The 23265-nt window shown below is 70.0% G+C and carries 23 protein-coding genes and 3 tRNA genes; 19 read left to right on the top strand and 7 right to left on the bottom strand.

Annotation, left to right across the window (positions count from 1 at the left end):
* Positions 1–10: 10 nt before the first annotated feature.
* A complete protein-coding gene (locus tag L1857_RS00475; protein ID WP_094006385.1) occupies positions 11–2509 on the top strand; it encodes a serine/threonine-protein kinase in 2499 nt (832 codons plus the stop codon).
* A 96-nt stretch (positions 2510–2605) separates the two neighbouring features.
* Here L1857_RS00475 and L1857_RS00470 read toward each other — a convergent pair whose 3' ends face one another.
* Positions 2606–3091 (bottom strand): PaaI family thioesterase, encoded by a 486-nt coding sequence (locus tag L1857_RS00470; protein ID WP_094006384.1) that lies wholly within the window; start codon positions 3089–3091, stop codon positions 2606–2608.
* A gap of 256 nt (positions 3092–3347) precedes the next feature.
* Here L1857_RS00470 and L1857_RS00465 point away from each other — a divergent pair, with 256 nt between their 5' ends.
* Positions 3348–4709, top strand: coding sequence for an MFS transporter (locus L1857_RS00465; protein WP_094006383.1), 1362 nt, complete (start codon positions 3348–3350; stop codon positions 4707–4709).
* Between the two features lie 50 nt (positions 4710–4759).
* On the opposite strand, the gene L1857_RS00460 is transcribed toward L1857_RS00465, so the two are convergent.
* Positions 4760–5032: a hypothetical protein gene (locus L1857_RS00460; RefSeq protein ID WP_143266210.1), complete on the bottom strand. Its 273-nt coding sequence runs from the start codon at positions 5030–5032 to the stop codon at positions 4760–4762.
* A gap of 52 nt (positions 5033–5084) precedes the next feature.
* Between L1857_RS00460 and L1857_RS00455 the strand changes: the two genes are divergently transcribed.
* Positions 5085–5249 carry a hypothetical protein gene (locus L1857_RS00455; protein WP_167481545.1) on the top strand — a complete coding sequence of 55 codons (165 nt, stop codon included), beginning with the start codon at positions 5085–5087 and terminating at the stop codon, positions 5247–5249.
* 380 nt (positions 5250–5629) lie between these two features.
* On the opposite strand, the gene L1857_RS00450 is transcribed toward L1857_RS00455, so the two are convergent.
* A complete protein-coding gene (locus L1857_RS00450; protein ID WP_116110983.1) occupies positions 5630–6832 on the bottom strand; it encodes a L,D-transpeptidase in 1203 nt (400 codons plus the stop codon).
* Between the two features lie 370 nt (positions 6833–7202).
* On the opposite strand from L1857_RS00450, the gene L1857_RS00445 reads away from it, so the two are divergent.
* Positions 7203–7406 (top strand): cold-shock protein, encoded by a 204-nt coding sequence (locus tag L1857_RS00445; protein WP_094006381.1) that lies wholly within the window; start codon positions 7203–7205, stop codon positions 7404–7406.
* Between the two features lie 66 nt (positions 7407–7472).
* Here L1857_RS00445 and L1857_RS00440 read toward each other — a convergent pair whose 3' ends face one another.
* A complete protein-coding gene (locus L1857_RS00440; protein ID WP_116110982.1) occupies positions 7473–7907 on the bottom strand; it encodes a hypothetical protein in 435 nt (144 codons plus the stop codon).
* A gap of 442 nt (positions 7908–8349) precedes the next feature.
* Between L1857_RS00440 and L1857_RS00435 the strand changes: the two genes are divergently transcribed.
* The 11 genes from L1857_RS00435 (at position 8350) to L1857_RS35540 (ending at position 15136) form a co-directional block, all read left to right on the top strand.
* The gene (locus L1857_RS00435; protein WP_020418281.1) at positions 8350–8586 is read left to right on the top strand and encodes a hypothetical protein; all 237 of its coding nucleotides are present in this window, start codon (positions 8350–8352) and stop codon (positions 8584–8586) included.
* 178 nt (positions 8587–8764) lie between these two features.
* Positions 8765–9499, top strand: coding sequence for an SCO6745 family protein (locus L1857_RS00430; RefSeq protein WP_167481546.1), 735 nt, complete (start codon positions 8765–8767; stop codon positions 9497–9499).
* 161 nt (positions 9500–9660) lie between these two features.
* A tRNA-Glu gene (locus L1857_RS00425) sits at positions 9661–9733 on the top strand.
* Positions 9734–9751: 18 nt separating this feature from the next.
* Positions 9752–9825, top strand: a tRNA-Asp gene (locus L1857_RS00420).
* Positions 9826–9855: 30 nt separating this feature from the next.
* Positions 9856–9929, top strand: a tRNA-Phe gene (locus L1857_RS00415).
* A gap of 275 nt (positions 9930–10204) precedes the next feature.
* Positions 10205–10867 (top strand): NYN domain-containing protein, encoded by a 663-nt coding sequence (locus tag L1857_RS00410; RefSeq protein ID WP_116110981.1) that lies wholly within the window; start codon positions 10205–10207, stop codon positions 10865–10867.
* A gap of 270 nt (positions 10868–11137) precedes the next feature.
* Positions 11138–12310, top strand: coding sequence for a site-specific integrase (locus L1857_RS00405; protein ID WP_249464255.1), 1173 nt, complete (start codon positions 11138–11140; stop codon positions 12308–12310).
* Between the two features lie 413 nt (positions 12311–12723).
* Entirely contained in the window at positions 12724–13650 is a 927-nt protein-coding gene (locus tag L1857_RS00400) for a helix-turn-helix domain-containing protein (protein ID WP_162831072.1), read from the top strand.
* A gap of 73 nt (positions 13651–13723) precedes the next feature.
* Positions 13724–14557: an intradiol ring-cleavage dioxygenase gene (locus L1857_RS00395; RefSeq protein WP_116110979.1), complete on the top strand. Its 834-nt coding sequence runs from the start codon at positions 13724–13726 to the stop codon at positions 14555–14557.
* 184 nt (positions 14558–14741) lie between these two features.
* The gene (locus tag L1857_RS00390; RefSeq protein ID WP_346009483.1) at positions 14742–14999 is read left to right on the top strand and encodes a PPOX class F420-dependent oxidoreductase; all 258 of its coding nucleotides are present in this window, start codon (positions 14742–14744) and stop codon (positions 14997–14999) included.
* A complete protein-coding gene (locus L1857_RS35540) occupies positions 14972–15136 on the top strand; it encodes a pyridoxamine 5'-phosphate oxidase family protein (protein WP_346009485.1) in 165 nt (54 codons plus the stop codon). The genes L1857_RS00390 and L1857_RS35540 overlap by 28 nt, the downstream gene beginning before the upstream one ends.
* Before the next feature lie 17 nt (positions 15137–15153).
* Here the strand turns inward: L1857_RS35540 and L1857_RS00385 are convergent, their stop codons facing one another.
* Complete coding sequence (locus L1857_RS00385; RefSeq protein ID WP_116110978.1) at positions 15154–15951, bottom strand: class I SAM-dependent methyltransferase; 798 nt, start codon at positions 15949–15951, stop codon at positions 15154–15156.
* A 117-nt stretch (positions 15952–16068) separates the two neighbouring features.
* Between L1857_RS00385 and L1857_RS00380 the strand changes: the two genes are divergently transcribed.
* From L1857_RS00380 to L1857_RS00370, 3 genes are all read left to right on the top strand, one after another.
* Complete coding sequence (locus tag L1857_RS00380; RefSeq protein ID WP_116110977.1) at positions 16069–16491, top strand: DUF6194 family protein; 423 nt, start codon at positions 16069–16071, stop codon at positions 16489–16491.
* Between the two features lie 9 nt (positions 16492–16500).
* Positions 16501–17439 carry a winged helix DNA-binding domain-containing protein gene (locus L1857_RS00375; protein WP_249464253.1) on the top strand — a complete coding sequence of 313 codons (939 nt, stop codon included), beginning with the start codon at positions 16501–16503 and terminating at the stop codon, positions 17437–17439.
* 112 nt (positions 17440–17551) lie between these two features.
* On the top strand, positions 17552–18694 hold the full coding sequence (locus L1857_RS00370) for a Cmx/CmrA family chloramphenicol efflux MFS transporter (RefSeq protein WP_116110975.1): 1143 nt from the start codon (positions 17552–17554) through the stop codon (positions 18692–18694).
* On the opposite strand, the gene L1857_RS00365 is transcribed toward L1857_RS00370, so the two are convergent.
* The gene (locus L1857_RS00365) at positions 18638–19405 is read right to left on the bottom strand and encodes an NAD(P)H-dependent oxidoreductase (protein ID WP_116110974.1); all 768 of its coding nucleotides are present in this window, start codon (positions 19403–19405) and stop codon (positions 18638–18640) included. The two genes, L1857_RS00370 and L1857_RS00365, sit on opposite strands and share 57 nt — an antisense overlap.
* A 71-nt stretch (positions 19406–19476) precedes the next feature.
* Here L1857_RS00365 and L1857_RS00360 point away from each other — a divergent pair, with 71 nt between their 5' ends.
* The gene (locus L1857_RS00360; protein WP_116110973.1) at positions 19477–20508 is read left to right on the top strand and encodes a GlxA family transcriptional regulator; all 1032 of its coding nucleotides are present in this window, start codon (positions 19477–19479) and stop codon (positions 20506–20508) included.
* On the opposite strand, the gene L1857_RS00355 is transcribed toward L1857_RS00360, so the two are convergent.
* On the bottom strand, positions 20466–23198 hold the full coding sequence (locus L1857_RS00355; RefSeq protein ID WP_094006342.1) for a sensor domain-containing protein: 2733 nt from the start codon (positions 23196–23198) through the stop codon (positions 20466–20468). The genes L1857_RS00360 and L1857_RS00355 overlap by 43 nt on opposite strands.
* Positions 23199–23265 lie beyond the last annotated feature (67 nt).

Raw genomic sequence — 23265 nt, 5'->3', positions numbered from 1 at the left:
GGTGTCCACAGTGTCCGAAGAGGAACGTCGTCCGCGTCACGCACGCCCGGACGACCGGCCGATCACCGGTTCGCTCGCCGACGAGCCCGGCACCGGCTGGAGCAGGCCGGCCGACGAGCTGAGCGGCTCCCGGCCGACGCCGATCGGCGAACCGGTGCCCTCGGCCGCCGAAACGCAGATCATCGAGCCGGTCCGCCCGCCCGCGGAACCCGTGCAGCCGGACGACGTGCAGCTCACCAGCGTGCTCGCCTCGCCCGCCCCGATGACCGAGATGATCCGGCCACCCGCGCCGCGGCCCGAGCCGAGCGGTCCCGGTGTGCTGCCGGACCCGGGCACGGACAGCGTGCTCCCCGAGCGGTCCAGCGGTCACACCGGGTCGGGCAGCCAGCCCGGCACCGGGCCGGGCACCGGAACCGGTGCTTTCCCGGGTACTTCCCGGCGGACCGGGCGGCGGACGCGCCGCGGCCGTCTCGGCGCGGGCCTGGTCGAGGTCCCGCCGGTGCCCTACCGCGATCCGGCGTCCGCGGTGCTGAAAAACCCGGTGGTGTCGGAGGAGAAGCGGTACTGCGGCAACTGCTCCGCCAAGGTCGGCCGCGGCTCGGCCGGGCCGGAGGGCGTGTGCGAGAAGTGCGGCACCGCCTACTCGTTCCTGCCCACGCTGCAGCCGGGCGACCTGGTCGGCGGGCAGTACGAGGTGCTCGGCGCGATCGCCTACGGCGGTCTCGGCTGGATCTACCTCGCCAAGGACCGCAACGTCAACGACCGCTGGGTCGTCCTCAAAGGACTGATCGACACCGGGGATCCGACGGCCGTCGCGGCGGCGGTGAACGAGACCCGGTTCCTGGCCGAGGTCGAGCACCCGAACATCGTCAAGATCTACAACTTCGTGCAGCACCCGGACGCGCGCACCGGGCACGCCATCGGCTACATCGTGATGGAGTACATCGGCGGTCAGTCGTTGCGCCAGCTCGCGCTGGCCCACCAGCGCGCCGCCGGCCGTCCGGAGCCGCTGCCGATCGCGCAGGTCATCGCCTACGGCCTGGAGATCCTGCCCGCGCTGGGGTACCTGCACAGCCAGGGGCTGCTGTACTGCGACCTCAAGCCGGACAACGTGATCCAGACCCACGAGCAGCTCAAGCTGATCGACATGGGCGCGGTGCGGCGGATCGACGACTACACCAGCCCGCTGTTCTTCACCACCGGCTACAGCGCGCCGGAACTGACCACGCACGGCGCGTCGATCGCGTCGGACCTCTACACCGTGGGCCGCACGCTGGCCGTGCTGAGCTTCGAGTTCAACGGCTACACCACGAAGTACAAGGCCGGGCTGCCCACGCCGGACGAGATCCCGCTGTTCAAGCTGTTCGGCTCGTACTACCGGTTCCTCAAGCGCGCCACGCACCCCGATCCGGACCGCCGGTTCCTCTCCGCCGAGGAGATGGCCGACCAGCTCGCCGGGGTGCTGCGCGAGATCATCTCGATGGGCACCGGGAAACCGCGTCCCGCGGTGTCCACTGTGTTCGGTCCGGAGACCAACGCCTTCGGGGTGGATCTGGTGGTGCCCGAGGCCGGCTGGACGGTGCCGCTGCCGGACGCCGTCGAGGTGGTGTCCGGCCTGCCGATCCCGCAGGTCGACACCGACGACCCGGCGGCCGGTGTGCTGGCGACGACGACGGCCGTGGACCCGCGGTCGGCGATCGACGCGCTGGCCGGCGCGCCGCCGGACTCGATCGAGGTGCGGCTGCGGATCGTCCGCGCGCGCATCGAGCTGGGCGAGCTGGCCGAGGCGAGCCGTCAGCTGCAGGCCGCGCAGTACCTGGCGATCCGGGCCGGGTACCCGCACGACTGGCGGATCGACTGGCACCGCGGGCTCATCGAGCTGGCCGGCGGGCGGCCGCGCGTGGCGAACGTCGCGTTCGAGACCGTGTACGACGACCTGCCCGGTGAGATCGCGCCGAAGCTCGCGCTCGCGGTGAGCGCGGAGGGTATCGGTGACTACTTCACCGCGGCCCGGTTGTACGAGCAGGTGTGGCGCACCGACCGGACGTACGTGAGCGCGGCGTTCGGGCTGGCGCGCGTGTACCTGGCGCAGGGTGCGCGGGCGGGTGCGATCGAGGTGCTGGAGTCGGTGCCGTCGGCGTCGACGCACTACGTCGCGGCGCAGGTGGCGGCCATCAAGATCAAGACGCGGGCGAGCGGGCCGAACACGTCGGTGAGCGAGGCGGACCTGGTGGACGCGGGCGCGAAGCTGGAGCACCTGCGCCTGGACGCGGAACGGCGGACGCGGATCTCGGCGGAGGTGCTGGAGGCGGCGTTCACCTACGTGCAGGGCGCGCCACCCGGCTACCGCACGGCGGCGAAGGTGCTGGGCTGCGAACTGTCCGAACGCGACGTCCGCTTCGGACTGGAACGCTGCTACCGCACACTGGCGCGGCTGGCACACACGCCGGGCGAGCGCATCGAGCTGGTCGACCGCGCGAACTCGGTGCGCCCCCGCACGCTCACCTGACACAGGCGGCACGCGCCGGCGGACCCGCCGCCTCGCGCGACGGGTTTGCTGCTCGTCGCGCCGTGTTCGCCCCTTCGCGCGCCGCGCCGGGGAGTGTCAGGGGTTGATGTCCCAGTCCTCCGCGCGGCGGGTCGGCTGCTGCGTGAACTTCTTCAGCGCCTCGGGATCGCCGTGTGTGGTGAAGTGCTCGAGTCCGACCTGGACGAACAGTCCGCGCGCCCGCACCGCGACCGGGCCGTCCGCCGAGTCGAGGTGTCCGTCCGCGCTCGCGTAGATCTTGCGGCCCGCCACACCGTCCACACGCGCGGCGATGAACAGCGTGGTGCCGACCGGAACCGGGCGCAGGAAGTCGGTTTCCAGCTTGCCGGTCACCGCGGGACGACGCAGCAGGTTGCCGACCGTCGAGCCGAGTGCCTCGTCGAAGGCGCACGCCAGCAGCCCGCCGTGGGCGAGCCCGGGCGCGCCCTGGTGCGCGCGCGTCACCGGGAACCGCGAGTACACGATGCCGGCATCGCCGACCGTGGAGTGCATGTGCAGTCCGTTGTCGACCTCACCACACCCGAAGCACTCCGCGTAGTGCATCTCGAGTTTCGTGCCCGGCCCGGGGCCTTGGGGTGGATCTCCGGCTGTTCGGTCTGGACCGGAGGCCAGGGAGTCGCAGGTCGGCGCTTGTCGCTCACATCGGACACGGTAACCGGTTCTACCGGGAAAACGCCCGGCCACCCCGGGTTCGGAGAGACAAAAACCACGACAGGAGAGAAAATCACTACCCGATGGCACTAAGGTCGCAACCTTGACCGCGCTGGTACGAAACGGTTTGAGGAGGTCGGGGCGAAAGATGGCGAACACAGCGCAGGCACCCGAGGTCGACGAGAAGACGGTCAGACGAGCCGTCATCGCTTCGGCGATGGGTAACGCCACAGAGTGGTACGACTACGGGGTGTTCACCTCGGGTGCGATTGCCGCCAGCATCGGCACCGTGTTCTTTCCCGGCGAGGGGAACGCGATTCTGAAATCGCTGGCGCTGGTGGCGATCGGGTTCGTGGTTAGGCCGTTCGGCGGAGCGTTCTTCGGCCCATTGGGCGACAAGATCGGGCGTCAGCGCGTGTTGGCGATCACGATTCTGCTGATGTCCGGCTGCACGTTCCTGGTCGGCTGCCTGCCGACGTACTCGGGCGAGTACGCGATCGGTATCGGCGCGCCGATCCTGATCCTGTTGCTCCGGTTGATCCAGGGGTTCTCGACCGGCGGTGAGTACGGCGGCGCGGCGACGTTCATCGCCGAGTACGCGCCGACCCGCAAGCGCGGGTTCTGGGGCAGCTTCCTGGAGATGGGCACGCTGGCCGGTTACGTGCTGGGCAACGTGGTCGTGCTGACGGTGACGCTGTCGTTCACCGCGGACCAGGTGGACAGCTGGGCGTGGCGCATCCCGTTCTGGGTGGCGCTTCCGCTCGGCGTCATCGGTCTGTACCTGCGGAACAAGCTCGAGGACACGCCGGAGTTCCGGCGTCTGGAGGCCGCGGGCGAGAAGGCGGAGAAGGCGCCGCTGAAGGAGACCCTGTCCCGCAACTGGCGCATGATCATGAACCTGATCGGGATCGTGCTGCTGCTCAACATCGCCGACTACATGTTGCTGACGACGATGCCGACGTACTTCACGGACACGTTGAAGATCAGCGACAACACGGCGACGGTGATCATCATCATCGTGGAGCTGATCCAGATCGCGTTGATCGCGCCGATCGGCGCGCTCTCCGACCGGGTCGGCCGAAAACCGATGCTGCTGACCGCGGCGATCGGGTTCCTCGTGCTGAGTTACCCGTCGATCAAGCTGATGCAGAGCGGGAGCACGGTGCTGCTGTTCCTCGGGTTCCTCATCGTGGCGCTGCTGCTGGTGCTGATGCTCGCGGTGATCGGGTCGACGTTCCCGGCGATGTTCCCGACCCGCGTGCGCTACGGCGCCTTCGCGATCGGCTACAACGTCTCGACGTCGATCTTCGGTGGTACCTGCGGTGTCGTCGTGACCGCGCTGATCCACGGCACCGGCAACCAGGACTGGCCGGCGTTCTACCTGATGATCGCCGCGGCGATCGCGCTGATCCCGATCATGCGGATCCCGGAGACGGCGCGGGTCCCGATGGACCACATCAACGAAGAGGGTGTGACCGCGCCGCCCGCGCCCAAGGCCGCGACGAACTGACGGTCGGCGGAAGGGTGAGGGCCGGGTCCCGGTTGGGGCCCGGCCCTCGCTCACTCGGTGACCTCGGCAGCGTCGCCCGCGGCACGAGGAGCGAAGTGACGCCGTGCGTAGGTGGTCAGGGCCGATGCCACCGCAACCGCCAAGCCGGCTTCCACCAGCAGAGCAGCGAACACCATTGCTTCCTCCTCGTGAGTATTCGGGCGCGGTCGTTCACCGCGCCGTGTGACAGGGATGTGGCCGGGGATGATCCCCGTGTTACTCATCGCCACGGAGTTGGTGAGCATTTCACCGACAGACCCCCGTTGAGGGGTGATCTCGGCCACGGCAGAATGAACCGTGGCAGAACCGGAATCGTCCCGAGGAGGCGGCTGCGGGATGGGCGAGCAACGTCGGCCCGGAGCGGGTGAAGCGGCGCGGCTGCTGCTGGACGACATGACGCAGCAGATGGTCGCGGTACCACCGCTGCTCGACACCCCGGAACGCGACGAGGCCCCACTGGCGCCCGCGCCGCCCCCGGCCCTGGACGGCCACGCGCTCTAGCTGAGCGCGGTGCTCCACCCGGTGTTTTCCGGGGGGTGCGGGACCGGCCGATCCGGTTCGACGGTCCCGAGCGCGAGGATCAGACCACCCGCCGCGCGGCTGCCCGCGCCGCCACCGGCCCTAGGACGGCCACGCGCTAGCTGCGCTCGGTGCTCCACCCGGTGTTTTCCGGGGTGGGGTTCCGCAGATGCTGCTACTTCCTCGCGCGCCCTCGCCCCGTCACGCGGCCCGGGACGGGCCGATCCGGTTGGCCGGTCCCCGAGCGCACCGATCAGATCGCCCGCCACGCGGCTGCCCGCGTCGCCGGCGACCTGGAGTCGTCACCCCGGAAACAGTGAAGGCCACCCCCGAACCGGGAGTGGCCTTCACGCCTTTCCAGATCAGCCGGCGAGGGCGGACAGCCTCGTCCAGTCCGCCCACGAGTAGGTCCAGTCCGAGTAGTCGCCGTCCTTCGCGGACAGAGTCTGCGTGCTGCCGGTGATCTCGACCGGGTCACCGACCAGCGCGCCGTCGTAGTACTCCTTCGCCCGCGCCGGCGACAGGTTCAGGCAGCCGTGCGAGACGTTCTGCTTGCCCTGCGCCCACATCGACGACGCCAGGCCGTGGATGAACTCCCCGTTGTTGGAGATCCGCACCGCCCACGGCACGTTCACGTCGTAGTAGTCGTAGCGCGGGTTGCTCATCGAGTAGGTCGCGTGCTTGGACATCACGACGTGGACCCCGCTGTGCGTGACCCGGCCCGGGTCGGAGTCCAGCCCGTAGCTCACCGGGTAGTCGGCGATCTGCACGCCGTCGCGGATCACCTGCATCCGGTGGGTCCGGGTGTCGCCCTTGACGATCTGCGACCGGCCGATCGAGAACGCGGCCGTGACGTCCTGCTTGCCGTAGGTGCCTTCGCCGATCTTCAGGCCGTAGAGGTTCGCGGCGACCTTGACCTGCGTGTTCGGCTGCCAGTACTCCTTCGGCCGCCAGTGCACGCTGGTGTCGGACACCCAGGCCCACGAGCCCTCGGTCTTCGGCGTGGTCTCGACGGTCAGGGCACGCTCGACCGCGGCCTTGTCGGCGACCTTGGAGCTGAAGGTCAGCGCGATCGGCATCGCGATGCCGTAGACCTGGTTGTCGCCGACGTTCAGGCTGCCCGACAGCTGCTTGCGCGGGCTGACGGTGGTGAACGAGCCGGTGATGGTGGCCTGCTTGCCGTCCGCGCCCAGCGCGGTGCCCGACCACGTGTACTTCTTGCCGTAGCCGAGCGGTTCGGTGATCGTCCAGCTGCGCTTGTCGGCGCCCAGCCGGCCGGCGACCTGCTTGCCGTCCGGGTTGGTGAGCGTGACCGACTGCAGCTCACCGTCCGTCACCGTCACCTGCGCGGCGTCCGCGGGCGCCACGTCGGTGGCCCCGTCGGCCGGCTGCACGGCGAGCTTGGCCGGCCCCGCCGAGGTCTGCTGCGCCTCGGCGGACGCGGCCTGCCCGCCCCCGGTGGTGCCCGGCGAGCCGTCGCCGCTGCACGCGCTCACGGCCAGCAGCGCGGCCAGTCCGAGCCCGATCAGTGCCAGCGGCTTGCGCCGCTTGTGGAGTCCTGTCACCTTCTGAAGCCCCTTCTCCCCTGTCGCCAGACAGACGCGTGTGTGTAGGTGATCGTTGACGCTCAGGAGTGTGACTCCCGTCACTATCGAGGGATCCCGGTGTCGGAACGCCACGGTCGGGCGCTAGTTGATCAGCCTATCGAGTGGGTCCGACAGTGATCGGGTGACGGGCTCTAGGCCATTTCCGTGACTGAGTCAATGGGGTCCGAAAACGCGCTGATCCGGGTAGGCTGCGGCGCAGGCCGTTGTTTTGCGTGGTCGTGGCTACACACTCGCGGAACTTTCGACGCGAGCCTGGAGCCGCACGCGCTCGTCGCTCACCCGTCGAAACCGTCCGGGCGGCCCGGGTTATTGACGAGGAGCAACAGCGGTGGCGCAAGGCACTGTGAAGTGGTTCAACGCCGAGAAGGGCTTCGGCTTCATCGCCCAGGACAACGGCGAGGGCGATGTCTTCGTGCACTACTCGGAGATCGAGGGCCGCGGGTTCCGCACCCTCGAGGAGAACCAGCGCGTGGAGTTCGAGATCGGCCAGGGGCAGAAGGGGCCGCAGGCCCAGAAGGTGCGCGTCATCTGACGCTCACCGGTCCGCAACGTCCCGTCCCCGGCGGATTTTCCGCCGGGGACGGTTTTTTCTCCGTCGTCAGACCTGGCCGGCGCGCGGCCGGTCCCAGTTCTGGTCGAAGTGGTGCTGGTCGGTGTCGGCGACGCCGGTGTGGTCGGCGAACTGGCGGCGCTCCTGCGAGGCGGCCTGCGCCTCCCACGCGAGGCGCTCCAGGACCCACTCGCGGGCCAGGGCCTGCGGCGACGTGCCGCGCTCGGCGGCGATGTCCTTGAGCTGGGAGCTGGCGATCAGGTTCATGCGCAGCTGGTAGACCTGCGCTTCGCCGAAGCGCTTGCCGGTCCCGGTGCTTTCCGGACCGGTCTCCGGCGCGAGGGCGGCCAGGTAGCTGGTCAGCTCGTGGTCCTCGACGGCGCTCTGCGCTTCCTTGTCCGGCGAGTTCCGGTGCTTGCCCGGGTTGACCGGCTTCAGGTTGGTCCGGGTGTTGTTCCGGCGTCCGAGAGAGGGAAGAGGCACCCGGCCACGATAACGGTTCGGTCTCGAGACGGCCCTCATTGTGGTGCAGGACACACCGGTTCTTCCGGTTTCGCTGGGCCATCCGGGGGGTGCGTGCACCCACATGTCGCAGTGACGAATGCGAGCCGGAAAGAGTCCCGGAAATGGAGGGGCCCCCGCGCCAGGGGGAGGAACGCGGGGGCCGGAGGGGATCTCCACAGGCGCTGACCGGGGGTGTGTCAGCAAGTCGATTGTTACACGACGCGGCCCGGTGACGCGAGTGCTGCGCGGGAAAAATTGCCCCGAACCGTCATCGCCTCGTCGTCTGCGGTTCATCTGCCGCGGCGCGGAATGGGGACGTTGCGTATTCACAGGTTCACTCTGCGGGGGGCTGCGTCGCCGACGTTCCGCTCGCTAGCCTCGCGGCGAAGTTGTTGGCGCGACAGTCCTTTCGGGAGGAGCTATGAGCGGGTCTGTGGAAGTTCGGCAGTTCCTCCTTCGATACGAAGGCGGCGATCCGGCCGGTGTCCCCACGCAGCGTTCGGGGCAGGCCGACGCGCCCCGCGTGTCGGACGACCAGGTGCGACGGGCTCGGTTGGCCGTGGCCGCCGGCGCGATCGACGCGCAGGACTGCGCCCAGTTGCTGGACATGCTCGGGCTGGTGCCGGACGAGGAAGGCGTGAACCCGGTCCAGCGATGAATTCCCGCTCAGGGGTGCACCCCCTGGCAGCACCCCTGAGCGGCCCCAGACCCGGAAAGATACCGGCGTTGTCCGGTCCGGGGCAAACAATTTCCACCCAGTTGCTTCGCTGTCGGTGAAATTGCCGTCACGGCTTCCGCTGCGTGTATCATAACAGCGTTACGAATGGAGGCAGGCAGTGGAGATCGCGAAGGAGATCCGTCCCGCGGTGCAGAAGTGGGGCGGGGCGTTCATGACGTCGCCGGAGCTGGCCGAGGTGGAGCGCGAGGCCGGGCTCGGGCGGCGGGCGTTGTACTTCCGCGGCCGGTCCGCGGTGCTGGGTGATCCGTCACCGGCGGTGGTCGCCGAGCTGTTCGGGATCTTCCCGCGGTGGGTGGTGGACGCCGTCCTGCCGCGGGCGACCGAGCGGTTGGGCGCGGACGCGGCGGTCTCGGCGTACACGGAGGCGTTGTACCGGTGGTCGAAGGCGCACCTGCGCGAGTCGCCGCTGGCCGCGTTGCTGCCCCGCTTGGTGGAGGCCGCGGACGCGAGCGGCTTGGCGCTGTTCGCGGGGTGGCAGCAGGTCGAGTGGCCGTCGGATCCGGTCGCCCGGGTCGGCCACGGCCTGATGCTGCTGCGCGAGTACCGGGGCGGGCTGCACTTCGCGGCGCTGCGGGCGGTGGGGCTGACGGTGCCGGAGGCGGTGGTGGCCGACCCGGAGGGCGGACGCGCGCGCCTGCTGCGGACGGCGTGGTCCCCGGAGGCGGCCGACGAGCTGATCGCCCGCGCCCGTCGTCGCCCGGATCTGGAAGCGCGCTGGCGGCGAGCGGAGTCGCTGACCGATGAGCGGATGGCGGAGCTGCTGGAGGTGCTGCCGGAGCCGGAGCTCGGCGAGCTGGTGCGCTCGCTGGCCGCGGTCGGTCGCGAAGAGTGACCGGGCCAGCCGGGCCGGGTCCTCGCGTGTTTGCGCAGTTCAGGGGTGGTTTTCGGGGTTAAGGGATACCCGGTGGAAGGGCGGGTTCGGGGTGCCCTATGCTTGTAATCGCTCCCAGGGAGACCTGAGAGCGCGGTCGGTCGGTCACCCGAACCGGCCGGGCTCCCATCGTCTAGCGGCCTAGGACTCCGCCCTTTCAAGGCGGCAACGCGGGTTCGAATCCCGTTGGGAGTACGCATGACAAGTGCATATGGCCCTGTGGCGCAGTTGGTTAGCGCGTCGCCCTGTCACGGCGAAGGTCGCGGGTTCGAGTCCCGTCAGGGTCGCAATAGCGTCTGGCTTCAGCCGGCGTTTCCGGCCAGGTAGCTCAGTTGGTACGAGCGTCCGCCTGAAAAGCGGAAGGTCGCCGGTTCGACCCCGGCCCTGGCCACGGTCGATGAACCGCTCCGATGCAGGTCGGGGCGGTTTTTTCATGTCTGCGATCTCCTGCGGCTCTGCCCGGCGTTGACCTTGGTTGACCCCGGATTGCCGCCCCTTGGGGCACGCGGGGGGCACGATGCTGGTCGCGATGAGCTACGTCACTCGGCCCGTGCCCGGGCCCACCCCCCGGTTGAAGGCGACGGACGTTCATGGCACTATGTACTCATAGCTCCCCACCGTCCTCCGGGACTGGTGGGGCTTTTTTATTGTCGTACCCTTACCGCTATGCCTCTCCGCGCGTCGGTGATCATCGACTATCAGAACGTCCACCTCACCGGCCACGGCCTCTTCGACTCAACGAGGTTCGGCCCTCCGCATGAGGCTCTCGTGGACCCTCTTCACTTCGCCAACCAGTTGATCCAGGTCCGCAACCAGCGACAGCGTCCGGGGATGGATCACGCCGTGCTTCGCAAGGTTCTCGTATACCGCGGCTTGCCATCGCCCGACCACGACCCCAAGGCGTACGCACGAAACCTGGCGCAGCAGGCGCACTGGGAGCGCGATGGCCGCGTGACAGTGCACCTGCGTCCTCTGAAGTACGACTACCACCGCGACGCGACCGGGGCGAAGGTCGTGGGGCCAGACGGGAAATACCTGGTGAGAGGTAAGGCGGAAAAAGGTGTGGATGTACTCTGCGCCCTGGCGCTCGTCCGAGAAGCTCTTGATCCAAATGTCGACCTCGTCATCCTTGCGTCCCAGGACAGCGACCTTGAGCCGGCACTGGACGAAGCTCTCGCTCTCGGCTCCGCCAAGGTTGAGACCTTCGCCTGGTTCAACCCGGGACGTAGCTATAAGTCCGCGGAGATTCGTCCAGCGTCGCGAAGGATCTGGAACACTCGCATGGGGGAGACGGAGTTTCGCCGCTGTTGGGACGTGAACAGCTACTAGTGAATCGGGGGTGCTCTTGCTCGCTCGGTTCCCCCGCCCCCTCGTCCCTGCCGTGCTTTGCGGCGGGGCGGCCGGGTCAAGGGTGAGCGAAGCTCATCGCGCAGCGACGCCGAAGGCGCGCCCTTGATGCGGTTGGACCGCCGTAAGACGCTCGAGCAGGAGGGGGCCTTCGCAACGCATGTCCGCGCCGCCGAGCTGAGGTGTTGCTTGGTGGCGGGTCCCTGAGGCGCGCCGCCGTTGGCTGCGCAGCCGGGGACGAGCACCCAAGCTGTGCTGCGCGGCTCGCCGGGCGGAGCGGAGCGGCAGCCCGGCGTCAGCCGCGCCCCGACATATTCGGAACGTCAGGGGACGGTCCCCGCGCGCCGCCGACGGCGGCGCGCCTTGATCGCGCCGAACGGAAAGCGGCAGTACGCGTCGAACACGTTCCGGACGAAGACCGATGCTGATCGCTGGCTCGTCGGGGTCGAGGCGGACATCAGCCGCGGGGCTTGGCTGGATGACAAGCTCGGCCGGGAAACGTTCGGCAACTACGCCGATGCCTACCTCCGGGACAACCCGGACGTGGGTGACCGCTGGGAGGAGACGTGTCGGCGGAACATGCGCCTGCACATGACGGAGCTGCTTGATCTGCCGTTGATCGCGATCACCCCGCCGGTCGTGCGGAGCTGGTACGGCAAGGCGCTGGCGGGGACAGGAGGCAAAACCTCCATCGCTCAGTCGTACCGCTTCCTGCGGGCAGTGATGAACCAGGCGAAGCGCGACGGGGCGATCCAGGTCAACCCATGCCAGATCCCGGGCGCTGGGTCCGACAAGGCCAAGGAACGGGGGATCGCAACACCGGGGCAGGTAGCCGAGCTGGTCGAGGCGATCACTCCTCGGTACCGGGCGGCCGTCCTGCTCGCTGCCTGGTGCGGGCTGCGGCGCGGGGAGGTGTGCGGGCTCCGGACCGAGGATGTGGACCTGATCGCCGGGGTGATCACGGTGCGCAAGAACAGGGTGGAGCTGCTGGAGAGCCCGAAGAAGTACGACAAGGACCCCAAGACGGATGCCGGGCGGCGGGAGATCGCGTTTCCTCCGCATCTGAAGCCCTACCTGGTCGAGCACATGACCAAGTGGGCGGGGGCGGAGCGGTTCTTCGTCGGCCGGGATGGTCAGCCGATGCGGGGTAACGCGGTCTACCAGGCGTTCGTCCGTGCCCGGAAGCGCGTCGGTGTGGATGTGTCCTTTCACGACCTCCGCCACACCGGACAGACGCTCGCCGCAAGCACTGGCGCGACACTGGCGGATCTCAAGAAGCGCCTCGGGCACTCGTCGGCAGCGGCGGCGCTCCGGTATCTCCACGCGGTCGAGGGAGGGACAAGGAACTGGCCGGGGGAGCTGAGCAAGCTGGCCGAACGGGGCGACGCGATCAAGCTTCCGAAGACCATCATCGTGAAGCACTGATTGGGGCACGCGGGGTGCACGAACCGGCCGTGCACCCCGCATGACCAGCGGAAACATCTGCGCCTGAAAAGCGGAAGGTCGCCGGTTCGACCCCGGCCCTGGCCACCGCTTCTAGCAGCACAAACGGCCCCCGCCGATCATGGTGGGGGCCGTTTGGCGTTCGAGGGTGCTCGATGAGGGTTTCAGTTGGGGCTCCAGAAGTACCCGTTGAGCAGCGGGGGCCGGGACGCTCCCGAGGGGTGGTGACCACACCGGAGGAGCGGTGCCCGGCGGGAGGTGGAGCTGGCGCTGCGCCTCGCCTTACGGCCCGGGACGTCGGCTCTGGACCAGCGGCGGACGCTTCCGCCGCTGGCGCGGACCGCCCACGACCAGCCGCGAGTGGTGGACCGGAAGTTCGTTACGATGAACCGGCGATGGGCAGGTCCGACTCGACATCCGAACTCGCGCTGACCGAGGCGGAGCGTCAGGCTCTGACGCGCTGGATCGGCCTCCCCTCCACGTCCCAAGCGGTCGTGCTGCGCTGCAAGATCGTGCTCGCCTGTGAAGAAGGCCGGACGAACGTGGACATCGCACGCGAGTTCGGCGTCTCCGCCCAGGTCGTCGGCAAGTGGCGGGCGAGGTTTCGCGAAGGCCGGCTCCCCGCGCTGAAGGACCGGCCGCGCTCCGGCGCACCCCGCACGATCGCCGAGGAACAGGTGCAGGCCGTTGTGGACGCGACGTTCACCGAGCCGCCACCGAACGGAGTCCGCTGGACCAAGCGCGACATGGCCCAGCGGGTCGGGATCTCGCCCTCGTCGGTGGTGCGCATCTGGCAGCGGCTCGGTATCACTCCCAACACCGGCCGCGTCCGCGAGGAGCAGCGCTCCGACGATGCGGCGTGGAGCGCGCTGTACATCGCGCCCCCGGAGGCGGTCATGGTTCTGGCCGCGGACCCGGATCGAGGGCCCGAGGCCGACGCGCGCACCAAACAGGCAGCGGCGACCCGGGGAATGGCGATGCGCGGCCGCTTGGCCAGACTGCTGTCGCAGCGGATCGGAGCACCGGACGCGGGCGAACTGGTCCGGTTCCTGCGCACCGTGCAGCATCGGGTTCCCGTCCGGCAGGAAATCCACCTGATCTGCCACGGTCTCGGGACGCGCAAGATCGAGGCGATCCGCCGGGTCCAGGAGCACAGCCGCGCCCTGCACCTGCACTTCGCGCCCAGCGCGGAATTCTGGCTCACGCTCGTCGAACGGCACATCGGCCCGCTCGCCGCCGGAACACCGCTCGGCATGGCCCTGGAGCGGATGCTGCAGAGCTCGTCGCGTACCCGCAAAGCGTCCACCTGGTACCAGCCCTAGCATCAGCCGATTCGACGAATTTGTGGTCCAGCACGGGATCGGCGTGGATCATTCATGCCTACATTGAGCCGTCGTGGATGACCAGCGAACACCTTCACCGGAATCAGCCAGCCACGGAACCTCCCGCAGGACCCTGCTCACCGCAGTCGGTCTCGGCGTGGCGGGGTTGGGTGTGGCGGCGTGCGCTCCGGCCGACGAGGCAGCTTCCGGAGCAGCACAGGCCAGCCCTGTCTCGAACGCGACCCCGCCGAACTGCGTGTTGGCGCCCGAGGCCATCGAGGGCCCGTACTACATCGACCGCAAGCTCATTCGCAGTGACATCCGTGAGGACCGGCAGGGTGTGCCGGTCGAACTGACCCTCAGGGTCGTCGACGCGAAATCCTGCGCCCCGCTGCCGGGCGCTGTCGTGGACATCTGGCACTGCGACGCCCTCGGCTACTACTCCGGACACCTCGACCTCGACCCGAACGTCGCGCCGATGCCCGATCCGCACATCGATCCGACCGATCCCTCGACGTTCCTGCGCGGGACGCAGATCAGCCGCGCCGACGGCGAGGTCACGTTCCGGACGATCTACCCCGGCTACTACTTCGGCCGGGCGATCCACATGCACGTGCTGGTGCACGTGGGCGACAAGAGAGTCCACACCGGTCAGCTGTACCTGCCGGAGGAGCTCAACGCGCGGGTCGTTGCGACCATGCCCTACTCGGATCGGCCCGGTGCACCGGAGCGCGTGACGAACGAGACCGATTTCCTGTACCAGCAGCAGGGTGGTGCGCAGAGCACGCTGCGGGTACAGCCCCTCGGACCAGATCTCAGCCACGGCTTCCGGGCGTCGCTGTCGATGGGCGTGACTCCGGATGAGACACCGCCGCCCGCCACCTTCACGCCCCCGCCGACGACCTGATCCGGATCGCCACATCGGGGCGGGCCCGGCTGTTCGACACGCGCCCGCCCCGAACAGGTGAGCGTGGTGGTGCCCGCGCACACTCTGCGGTCGGTTCATCAGGGCCTGGCCGCGTAGCTGGAGCCGGGAAGAACTCGGCCTCCGCATCCGTTGATACGCAAGCAGCGAGCGGAAGGGTGAGGTCATGTCGGTGGCGTTCAACGAGGAGATCCGCAAGCTTCTGGACGGGAGGAACTTCGCCACCGTCGCGACGCTGAACCCGGACGGCGGGCCGCAGACCTCGGTGGTCTGGATCGCCCGGGACGGAGACGCGGTGCTGTTCTCCACCACGGCAGGGCGGCAGAAGGCCCGCAACCTCACCCGGGACCCGCGGATCAGCCTCACCGTCTACGACACCGCCAACCCGTCCACTCGGTGGACATCCGTGGCACCGTCGAACTGATCGAGGACCCGGAGAAAGCGCTTCCACGGCAGCTCTCGCAGAAGTACCTCGGCGAGGACCCGCCTCCCGAGTCGGACGATGTCCTCCGGTTGATCGTCCGGGTGATTCCGGAACGGATTTCCGGCTTCGCTGTCTGAGGGCCGGCCGCGCCCGCTCAGGCCGGCTTGCTCAGGAAGTAGTACGCGTAGCGCTTGTCGAGTTCGTTCTCCGGGACCAGTTCGATCGCCTCCGGGCGGAAACCCACCCGCGCGGCCAGCTGCCAGAACTCGGGGATCGCGTAGGTCGTCATCTGTGACGGGCCCGTCCGGTAGGAACGTCGCCGCGGGCGGGTCACCCACCGGCCCTCGTCGTACTTGATCTGGATCAGGGCCAGACCGCCGGGCGACAGCATGCGGTGCGCGAGCCGCAGGATGCGATCGCCGTACTCCGGCGTTGGCAGCACCTCGAAGACATAGAGACAAAGGAACACGTCGCAGGGTTCGGGGACCTCCCGCAGCACCGACTCCGGCCGCGGGACGTCGATCGCCACCGCGCGGAACGGGGTGTCGCACACCGACTTCACCTGCTTCTCGCACTCCAGCAGGCTCTCGGTCGAGATGTCGACCCCGATGAACTCCCGTGCGTGCGGCGCGAAGTGCACCGCGTTCGCGCCGCCGCCGCAACCCCACTCCACCACTCGCTCCCACGGGCGGTCGAAGCCGGCCATCCGCGCGCCCCGGCGGAACATGTCCAGGTGCTGGCGGCCGATCTCCTGCCACGGCACCTTCTCGCCGAACACCGGGGCGTCCGCCCAGTGCGAGTTGTCCTTCCAGCCCCGGTCGGCCCGGTCGGTCCAGAACAGCTGCGCGTCGGCGGCGAGGCGGCGTTCGGACTGCGTCAGGCCGATGCCGGCGAGCCCGCGGTGCCACGCGGCCCGCGCGAGCGAGATGACTCGGCGTCTTCTTTCGGACATATCGGTCATCTTGCGCGATTAACTCGCCTGGGGGAACCTCCTCGTGTGGGTGGAGGAGTAGTGACACTCATCACTTGTGCCGCACATTGATCATCAGTATTGTGCTTGTTTGGCGCGGTGGATATCGAGCACATTCGACAGGAACTGGCCGCCTTCGACGGCACCCGGATCGCCGAGGCGAACGGGGACATCTTCGCCATCTACGACCCCCGCGGGGATCTTCCGCCGCAGCGTCAGATGCCCTGGGCAACGATCGTCACCTCGGACACCGAGTTCGACAACACGTCCAACCTGGACCGGCCCGGGGTCTTCCGCCTCAACATCGGTCTCACGCGGGACCGGTTCGCCGAAGTCGTGCCGCCGGGCGACTACGACGTCACCGCCCTGGACGTCCTCTTCCCGCACCCCGTGTACGGGGGCCAGCACTGGGTCTGCGTCATCAACCCGGACCGGACCTGGCCGGAAGCCCGGAAACTGCTCGACGAGGCGTACGCGTTCGCCGTCCGGAAGTTCGACAACGCCGACCGCCGGCGCCGGTAGCCTGCCGGCATGGACGTACGGCGCCGCCGGGTCGCGGCCCAGCTCCTGGACCGCACGGCCGGGACCACGCTCGTCGGCGCCGTCCGTCATCTGCTCGCCGTGCAGGCGCAGGAACCGGCCGCCTTCCCCCTGGCGCTGCGGGCGCGGGTGCCCGGCCTGACCGCCGCCGAAGTCGACACCGCCCGCCACGACCGGACGCTCGTCCGCTGCTGGGGGCCGCGCGGCACCCTCCACCTCATCGCCCGCGACGACCTGCCCTGGCTGTACCCGCTGGTCAAACCGAACCCGGCGAACTCGCTGCGCCGGCTCGAGGAACTGGGCGTCGACAACCCCGACGGCTCGAGAGCAGCCGCGGCCCTCGACGGCCAGGGCCCGCTCGCCAAAGCCGAGCTCGGCGAGCGAACGGGAACCGAAGGGCAGGCGACCGTCCACCTGGCGATGCTCGCCGCGGCGCGCGGGCTCGTCGTGCTCGGGCCGGAGCGCCGGGGCAAGCCCACCTACGTCCACGCCGGAGACTGGCTGGGCGCACCCCTGCCGACCGAACCCGGCGACACCGCCCTCGACCGGCTCGTCGCCCGATACCGCGCCGCCCACGAACCGGCCGAGCCCGCGGACCTCGCCGCCTGGTCCGGACTCCCGGTGCGCCACCTGAAACGCGCGTGGCGACCCACCACAGTGGACACCAGAGACGCCGGCCCCACCGTCCGCCTGATCCCCGCCTTCGACGAGTACCTCCTCGGCTGGCGCACGCGGGACCACGCCGTCGCCCCGGAACACCGCAAGCTCGTCCACCCCGGCGGCGGCATCATCCGGGCGGCGGTCCTCGTCGATGGCCGGGTCGCCGGCACCTGGACCCGCGCTGCCGGCCGCGTCGAGGTCCAGCCCTTCGAACCGCTGCCCGATCTCACCGCGGAGATCGACGACCTGCGCCGCTTCGACGGAAAATGAGTCGATCGCCCCGGCCGCGCCCGCTAGGCTGCCCAGCGTGAACAGCCCCGAGTCGGACAGAGGCCAGCGGATCACCCGCTGACCCCTGTTTCTCCGACTCGGGAGCTTTGCCATGCCCTTTGCCGTCTACCTGCTCGGGCTCGCCGTCTTCGCCCAGAGCACCTCGGAATTCATGCTGTCCGGCCTGGTTCCGGACATCGCCACCGATCTGCACGTCTCGATCGCCGACGCCGGCTACCTGACCTCGGCCTTCGCGGTCGGGATGATCGTCGGCGCGCCGCTGCTCGCCATCCTCGCCCGGCGCTGGCCGCAGCGCCGGGCCGTCACCGCGTTCCTCGTCGTGTTCGCCGCCGCGCACGTGCTCGGCGCGCTCACCGGCAGCTACGCCGTCCTGCTCGCCACGCGGATCGCGGCGGCACTGGCCAACGCCGGGTTCTGGGCGCTGGCCACCACCGTCGCCGTCGCGCTCGTCGCGCCGGATGCCAAGGGCCGCGCGATGTCCGTCGTGATGGGCGGGGTGACGCTGGCCTGCGTCGCGGGCGTTCCCGGCGGCGCCGTGCTCGGCCAGGCGTGGGGCTGGCGCTCCGCGTTCTGGGCCGTGGCCGCCCTCGCCGTCGCGGCCACGGTCGCGGTCGTGCGCACCATCCCGGTGTCCAAACCGGACACCGAGGCGACCGCAGTCCGGCCGCTGCTGCGTCGTCCGCTGCTGCTCACCTACCTCACCAACGCCCTCGTCCAGGGCGCGACCTTCTGCACGTTCACCTACCTCGCGCCGCTGGTCACCGAGGTGGCCGGGCTGTCCGAGGCGTGGGTGCCTGTCACGCTCGTGCTGTTCGGCGTCGGCGCGTGCGCCGGGATCGTGTTCGGTGGCCGCGTCGCCGACGCCCGGCCCCGCGCCGTCCTGCTGACCGGCACGGCCGCCCTGACCGCCGGCTGGATCGCGCTCGCGCTGAGCGCGTCCAGCCCGGTCGTCACGCTCGTTCTCGTGTTCCTGCAGGGGATGCTGGCCTTCGGGCTCGCGCCGGCGCTCACCGCGCGCGTGTTCTACCAGGCCCCGGGCAACGCGCTGGCCGGCGGCTTCACCACGGCCGCGTTCAACGTCGGCAACACGCTCGGCCCGGCGCTGGGCGGGCTCGCGCTCGACGCGGGATTCGGGTTCCGGTCGCCGGTCGTGGTCAGCGCGCTGCTGATGGTCGTGTCAGTCCTGCAGGTGTACGGCCAGGTCCGACCGGCCCGGAGCGAGATCGGCGCGTAGCACCAGGTTCTCGTCGTACTCGCCGCGGTTCTGGTAGCGGAACGGGATCGGCTCCGCCGTCTCCAGCGTGCGGAGCCGGTCCCGCAGCCCCTCGACCGCCGCGGCGTACCCCGCCTCGTCCAGGCGGTCGGCGCCCAGCACGGCGAACGGCGGCAGTGGCGCGATGCCGGTGTACCAGAACGTGCCGTGGTGCAGGGGGAACAGCAGATCGTTGAGTTCACCGTGGACGCCACGCGGCCCGATGCTGGACGGCCGCGCACCGATCGTCGTCACCGCCATCGCCCGTTTGCCGGTGAGCTTGCCGTCGCCGTACCGCAGCACAGTGCCGTCCGGCGCGGCGATCCCGTAGCCGAGGCCCTTCACGAAGACCCGGTCGAACCAGCCCTTGAGGATCGCCGGTAACCCGTACCACCACATCGGGAACTGCACCACGATCGCGTCCGCCCAGGCGAGTTTCTCCTGTTCCGCCTGGATGTCGGCGGGCAGGCGGCCGGACTCGTACGCCTCCTGCGACGCCGCCGCGACCAGCATCCGCTCGCGCGGGTCGTGGGCGAAGTCCTCGTAGTCGACCACCGGGTTCCACTTCATCGCGTACAGGTCCGACACCCGGTACGAGTGGCCGAACTCCTCCAGCGCCTTCAGGCCCTCGTCGCGCAGGGCGGCGTTGAGCGAGCGTCCCTCGGGGTGGGCGAAGATCCACAACACGTTCATGACATCCAGGCTCCGCTCACGAGAACGCGCCGACGAGTGGCCCGATGGTCAGTATGTGACAGGATCGGGCCATGACGGTTTTCGCCAACGACGGTCGGCACCGGGTCGCCGTGCTGGTCCGCGACGGTCTGCTGCCGATCGAGGTCGGGATCGTGCACCGCCTGTTCGGGCAGGCCATGACCGACGGCGAACCGCTGTACGAGGTGCGCACCTGCACCCTCCGCCCCGGCGTGGTGCGCACCGACACCGACTTCACGGTCAACGTCGAGCACGGCCTGGAGGCCCTCGCCGAGGCCGACACGATCGTCGTGTCCTCCTCCGACGAGGACTACGGCCCGCAGCCCGGCGGCCCGCTGCAGGGCCCGCTCGCCGACGCGTTCGCCGCGATCCCGCCGGGCACGCGCATCGCCTCGATCTGCAGCGGCGCCTTCGTGCTCGCCGCCGCCGGGCTGCTGGACGGCCGCCCCGCCACCACGCACTGGCAGTCCGCCGACGACCTGCGCACGCTGTACCCGCGCGTGCAGGTCGACCCGAACGTCCTCTACACCGAATCCGGCAACATCCTGACCTCGGCGGGTGTCGCGTCCGGCATCGACCTGTGCCTGCACATGATCCGCCGCGACCACGGCGCCGCGGTGGCCAACGAGGTCGCGCGCGGCACGATCGTCGCCCCGCACCGCGAGGGCGGTCAGGCCCAGTACATCCCGCGGCCGGTGCCCCAGCCGACGGTGTCCTCGACCGGCGCGGCGCGGGCCTGGGCGCTGGAGAACCTGCACCGTCCGCTGACGCTGCGGCAGCTCGCCGCCCGCGAGTCGATGAGCGTGCGCACCTTCACCCGCCGCTTCCGCGAGGAGGTCGGCCTCTCGCCGGGGCAGTGGCTCACGCAGCAGCGCGTCGAGCGCGCCCGCCAGCTGCTGGAGGAGACCGACCTGCCGATCGACCGGGTCGCCGAGGACGCCGGGTTCGGCAGCGCCGGATCACTGCGCCAGCACCTGCAGGCCGCGCTCGGCGTCTCACCGAGCGGCTACCGCTACACCTTCCGCGGCAGCCGGGCCGAGGATCAGGACCACAGCTCCGCGGCCGGCAGCGGCCTGCCCAGGTAGTAGCCCTGCGCCTGGTCGCAGCCGAGCCGCTTGAGGATCTCCAGCTGCTTGGCGTTCTCCACGCCCTCGGCGACGACGGTCAGGTGCACCGCGTGGGCCATCGCGATGATGCTCGTGACGATCACCTCGGCGTCGCCGGTTTCGCCCAGCCGGGTGATGAAGGACCGGTCGATCTTCAACGTGTCGAGCGTCAGCCGCTGCAGCTGGGCGAGCGACGAGTACCCGGTGCCGAAGTCGTCGATCGCCAGGCACACCCCGAGCTCCCGCAGGGCGGCGAGCGTCTTGCTGGTCACCGTCGAATCCCGCATCAGCGCGCTTTCGGTGATCTCCAGGCACAGCGCCTCCGCGGGCAGCCCGGTCACCGCCAGCGCCTCCTCGACGGCCAGGACCAGCGCCGGGTCGTCGAGCTGGCGGGTGGACAGGTTGATCTTCAGCCCGACCGCGGCGCCCTGCGCGCGCCGCCCGGCGACCTCGCGCGTGGTCTCCCGCAGGATGTGCGAGCCGAGCAGGTTGATCAGGTCGCTCTCCTCGGCCAGCGGGATGAACTCGGCGGGCGAGATCGGCCCGTGCACCGGGTGCGTCCAGCGCAGCAGGCCCTCGACCGCGACCATCTCGTCCGTGCGCAGGTCGACCACCGGCTGGTAGGCGGCCCACAGCCGGCCGTGCCGGACGGCGTCGCGCAGGTCCTGCTCCAGCCGCAGGCGCCGCTGCATCCGCATCCGCAGCTCGACGTCGAAGAACTCGTAGCGGCCGCGGCCGAGCGTCTTCGCGTGGTACATCGCCACGTCCGCGTCGCGCAGCAGCTCGTCGGCGTCGCGCTGGTCGCCGGGGCCGGTGAGCACGATCCCGATGCTCGCGTCGACGTGCAGGCGGCGCCCGTCGACCGAGATCGGCGTGGTCACCGCGTCCCGGATGTGGTTGGTCAGCGCCCGCACCCCGGACTCGTCGTGCACGCCGAACGCGATCACCACGAACTCGTCGCCGCCGAGCCGGCCCACCACATCCCCGGCGCGCACCGCGTGCCGCAGCCGCTCACCGGCGATCTGCAGCACCCGGTCGCCGACCGTGTGACCCAGCGAGTCGTTGATGACCTTGAACTTGTCCAGGTCGATGAACAGCACCGCGGTGGCGCCGTAGCCCTCCTCGTGCAGCGCCGTGTTGAGCCGCTGCAACACGAGCGTGCGGTTGGCCAGGCCGGTCAGCGGGTCGTGGGTGGCGTCGTGCGCGAGCCGCTCGCCGATCGCCTTGCGCTCGGTGATGTCGGTGAACGACAGCACGTACGCCGAGGACGGCATGTCCTCCGGGTTCATCGCCCGGCACGACAACGACAGCCACACGATCCGGCCGTCCGCGCGCTTGGCCCGCAACACCCGGCCCTGCTGCGGCTCGCCGCCCCGGCGCAGCTGCTCCGACGGGTATTCCGAGGGGTCGAGCCGCCGCCCGTCCTCGTCGTAGAGCGGCCAGTTGTCCGGCGGCGTGGCCATCAGCTCCGCCTCGGTGGCGCCGAGGATGTGCTCGGCCGCGGGGTTCGCCGAGATCACCCGGCCGTGCGGGCCGATCACCAGCACACCCTCGTCCAGCGCCGCGACGACCGTGCTGAACTGGCGTTCCGCGCGGCGCCGGGCGGTCTCGTCCGCGCACACCAGCACGTAGCCGTCGTCCATCTCGGCCGCCGACACCCGCACCGCGAGCGCCGAGCCGTCCGCGGCGCGGTGGGTGGCCTGCGCGACGCCGCCGTGGGCGAGCACGTCGCCCGGGTCGAGCGGTGCGCCGACCAGCCGGCCGACCTCCTGGCCCAGCGCGTCGGCGGCCCGCCAGCCGTAGATCGTCTCGGCGGCCGGGTTCCAGCTGGTCACCCGGCCCCGCGCGTCGGTGGCGATGATCGCGTCGCTGACGTGCTGCACGAGCGCGGCCTGGAAGCGCAGCGCGGCCTCGGCGGCCTTCTGCGCGCTGACGTCCCGCATGATCACCTGGAAGGCCGGCTTGCCCTCCCAGGTCGTGCGTACCGACACCGACTCGATCGTGACCTGGCCGCCGTCCAGCCTGGTCAGCACCGCCTCCGCCGGCTCCGACGTGGCGCCCGGCTCGTTCAGCCCGGCGATCCGGCGCAGCATCGACGGCACCGACGGCGGATCGACGAAGTCGGTGATCGGGCGACCGAGCACCTCGGAGACGGACTTGGCGCCGACGAACCCGAGACCGGCCGGGTTGGCGTAGGTCAGCACGCCGTACTGGTGCACCACGATCCCGTCCGGGCTCAGCTCGACGAGCAGCCGGTAGCGGTCGGCGAGGTCGGCCAGCTCGCGCCGGTCCTCGTGCCGGTCGGTGACGTCCGTGGCGATGCCGAGCAGGCCGCCCTCGAACGTGCGGGCGTGGAACCGGATCCAGCGCGCGTCGCCCGCCGGGGTGCGGTAGGGCTGCTCCAGCTCCAGGTCGTGCCACACCGGCGCGGTGCGGGCGGCCACGAGCAGCGGCTCGACCAGCTCGGCCAGCGTCTTGCGGACGTCGCTCTCGGGCGCCCCGGGCAGCGCGAGCAGCCGGTCCAGACCGGGCCGCCAGGCGAGCACGTCACCCTCGAACGCGAACGACCAGATCACCGCGCGATCGGCGGACAACGCCAAGTCGATCACCTGTTCGTGATCGACGGACAGGCCAGGGACGCCCACCCCGTGGTTGGCGTTTGGCTCCATCTTCCGTCCGATCCGCCGAGCATCTTCTGCTGTTCGATTACACCATTCGGCCGGTTTCCCGTAGTCC

Origin of the sequence: Amycolatopsis thermalba (assembly GCF_023376025.1) — a bacterium.
Taxonomy (GTDB): domain Bacteria; phylum Actinomycetota; class Actinomycetes; order Mycobacteriales; family Pseudonocardiaceae; genus Amycolatopsis_E; species Amycolatopsis_E thermalba.
This window is presented reverse-complemented; position numbering and strand designations above follow the sequence as displayed.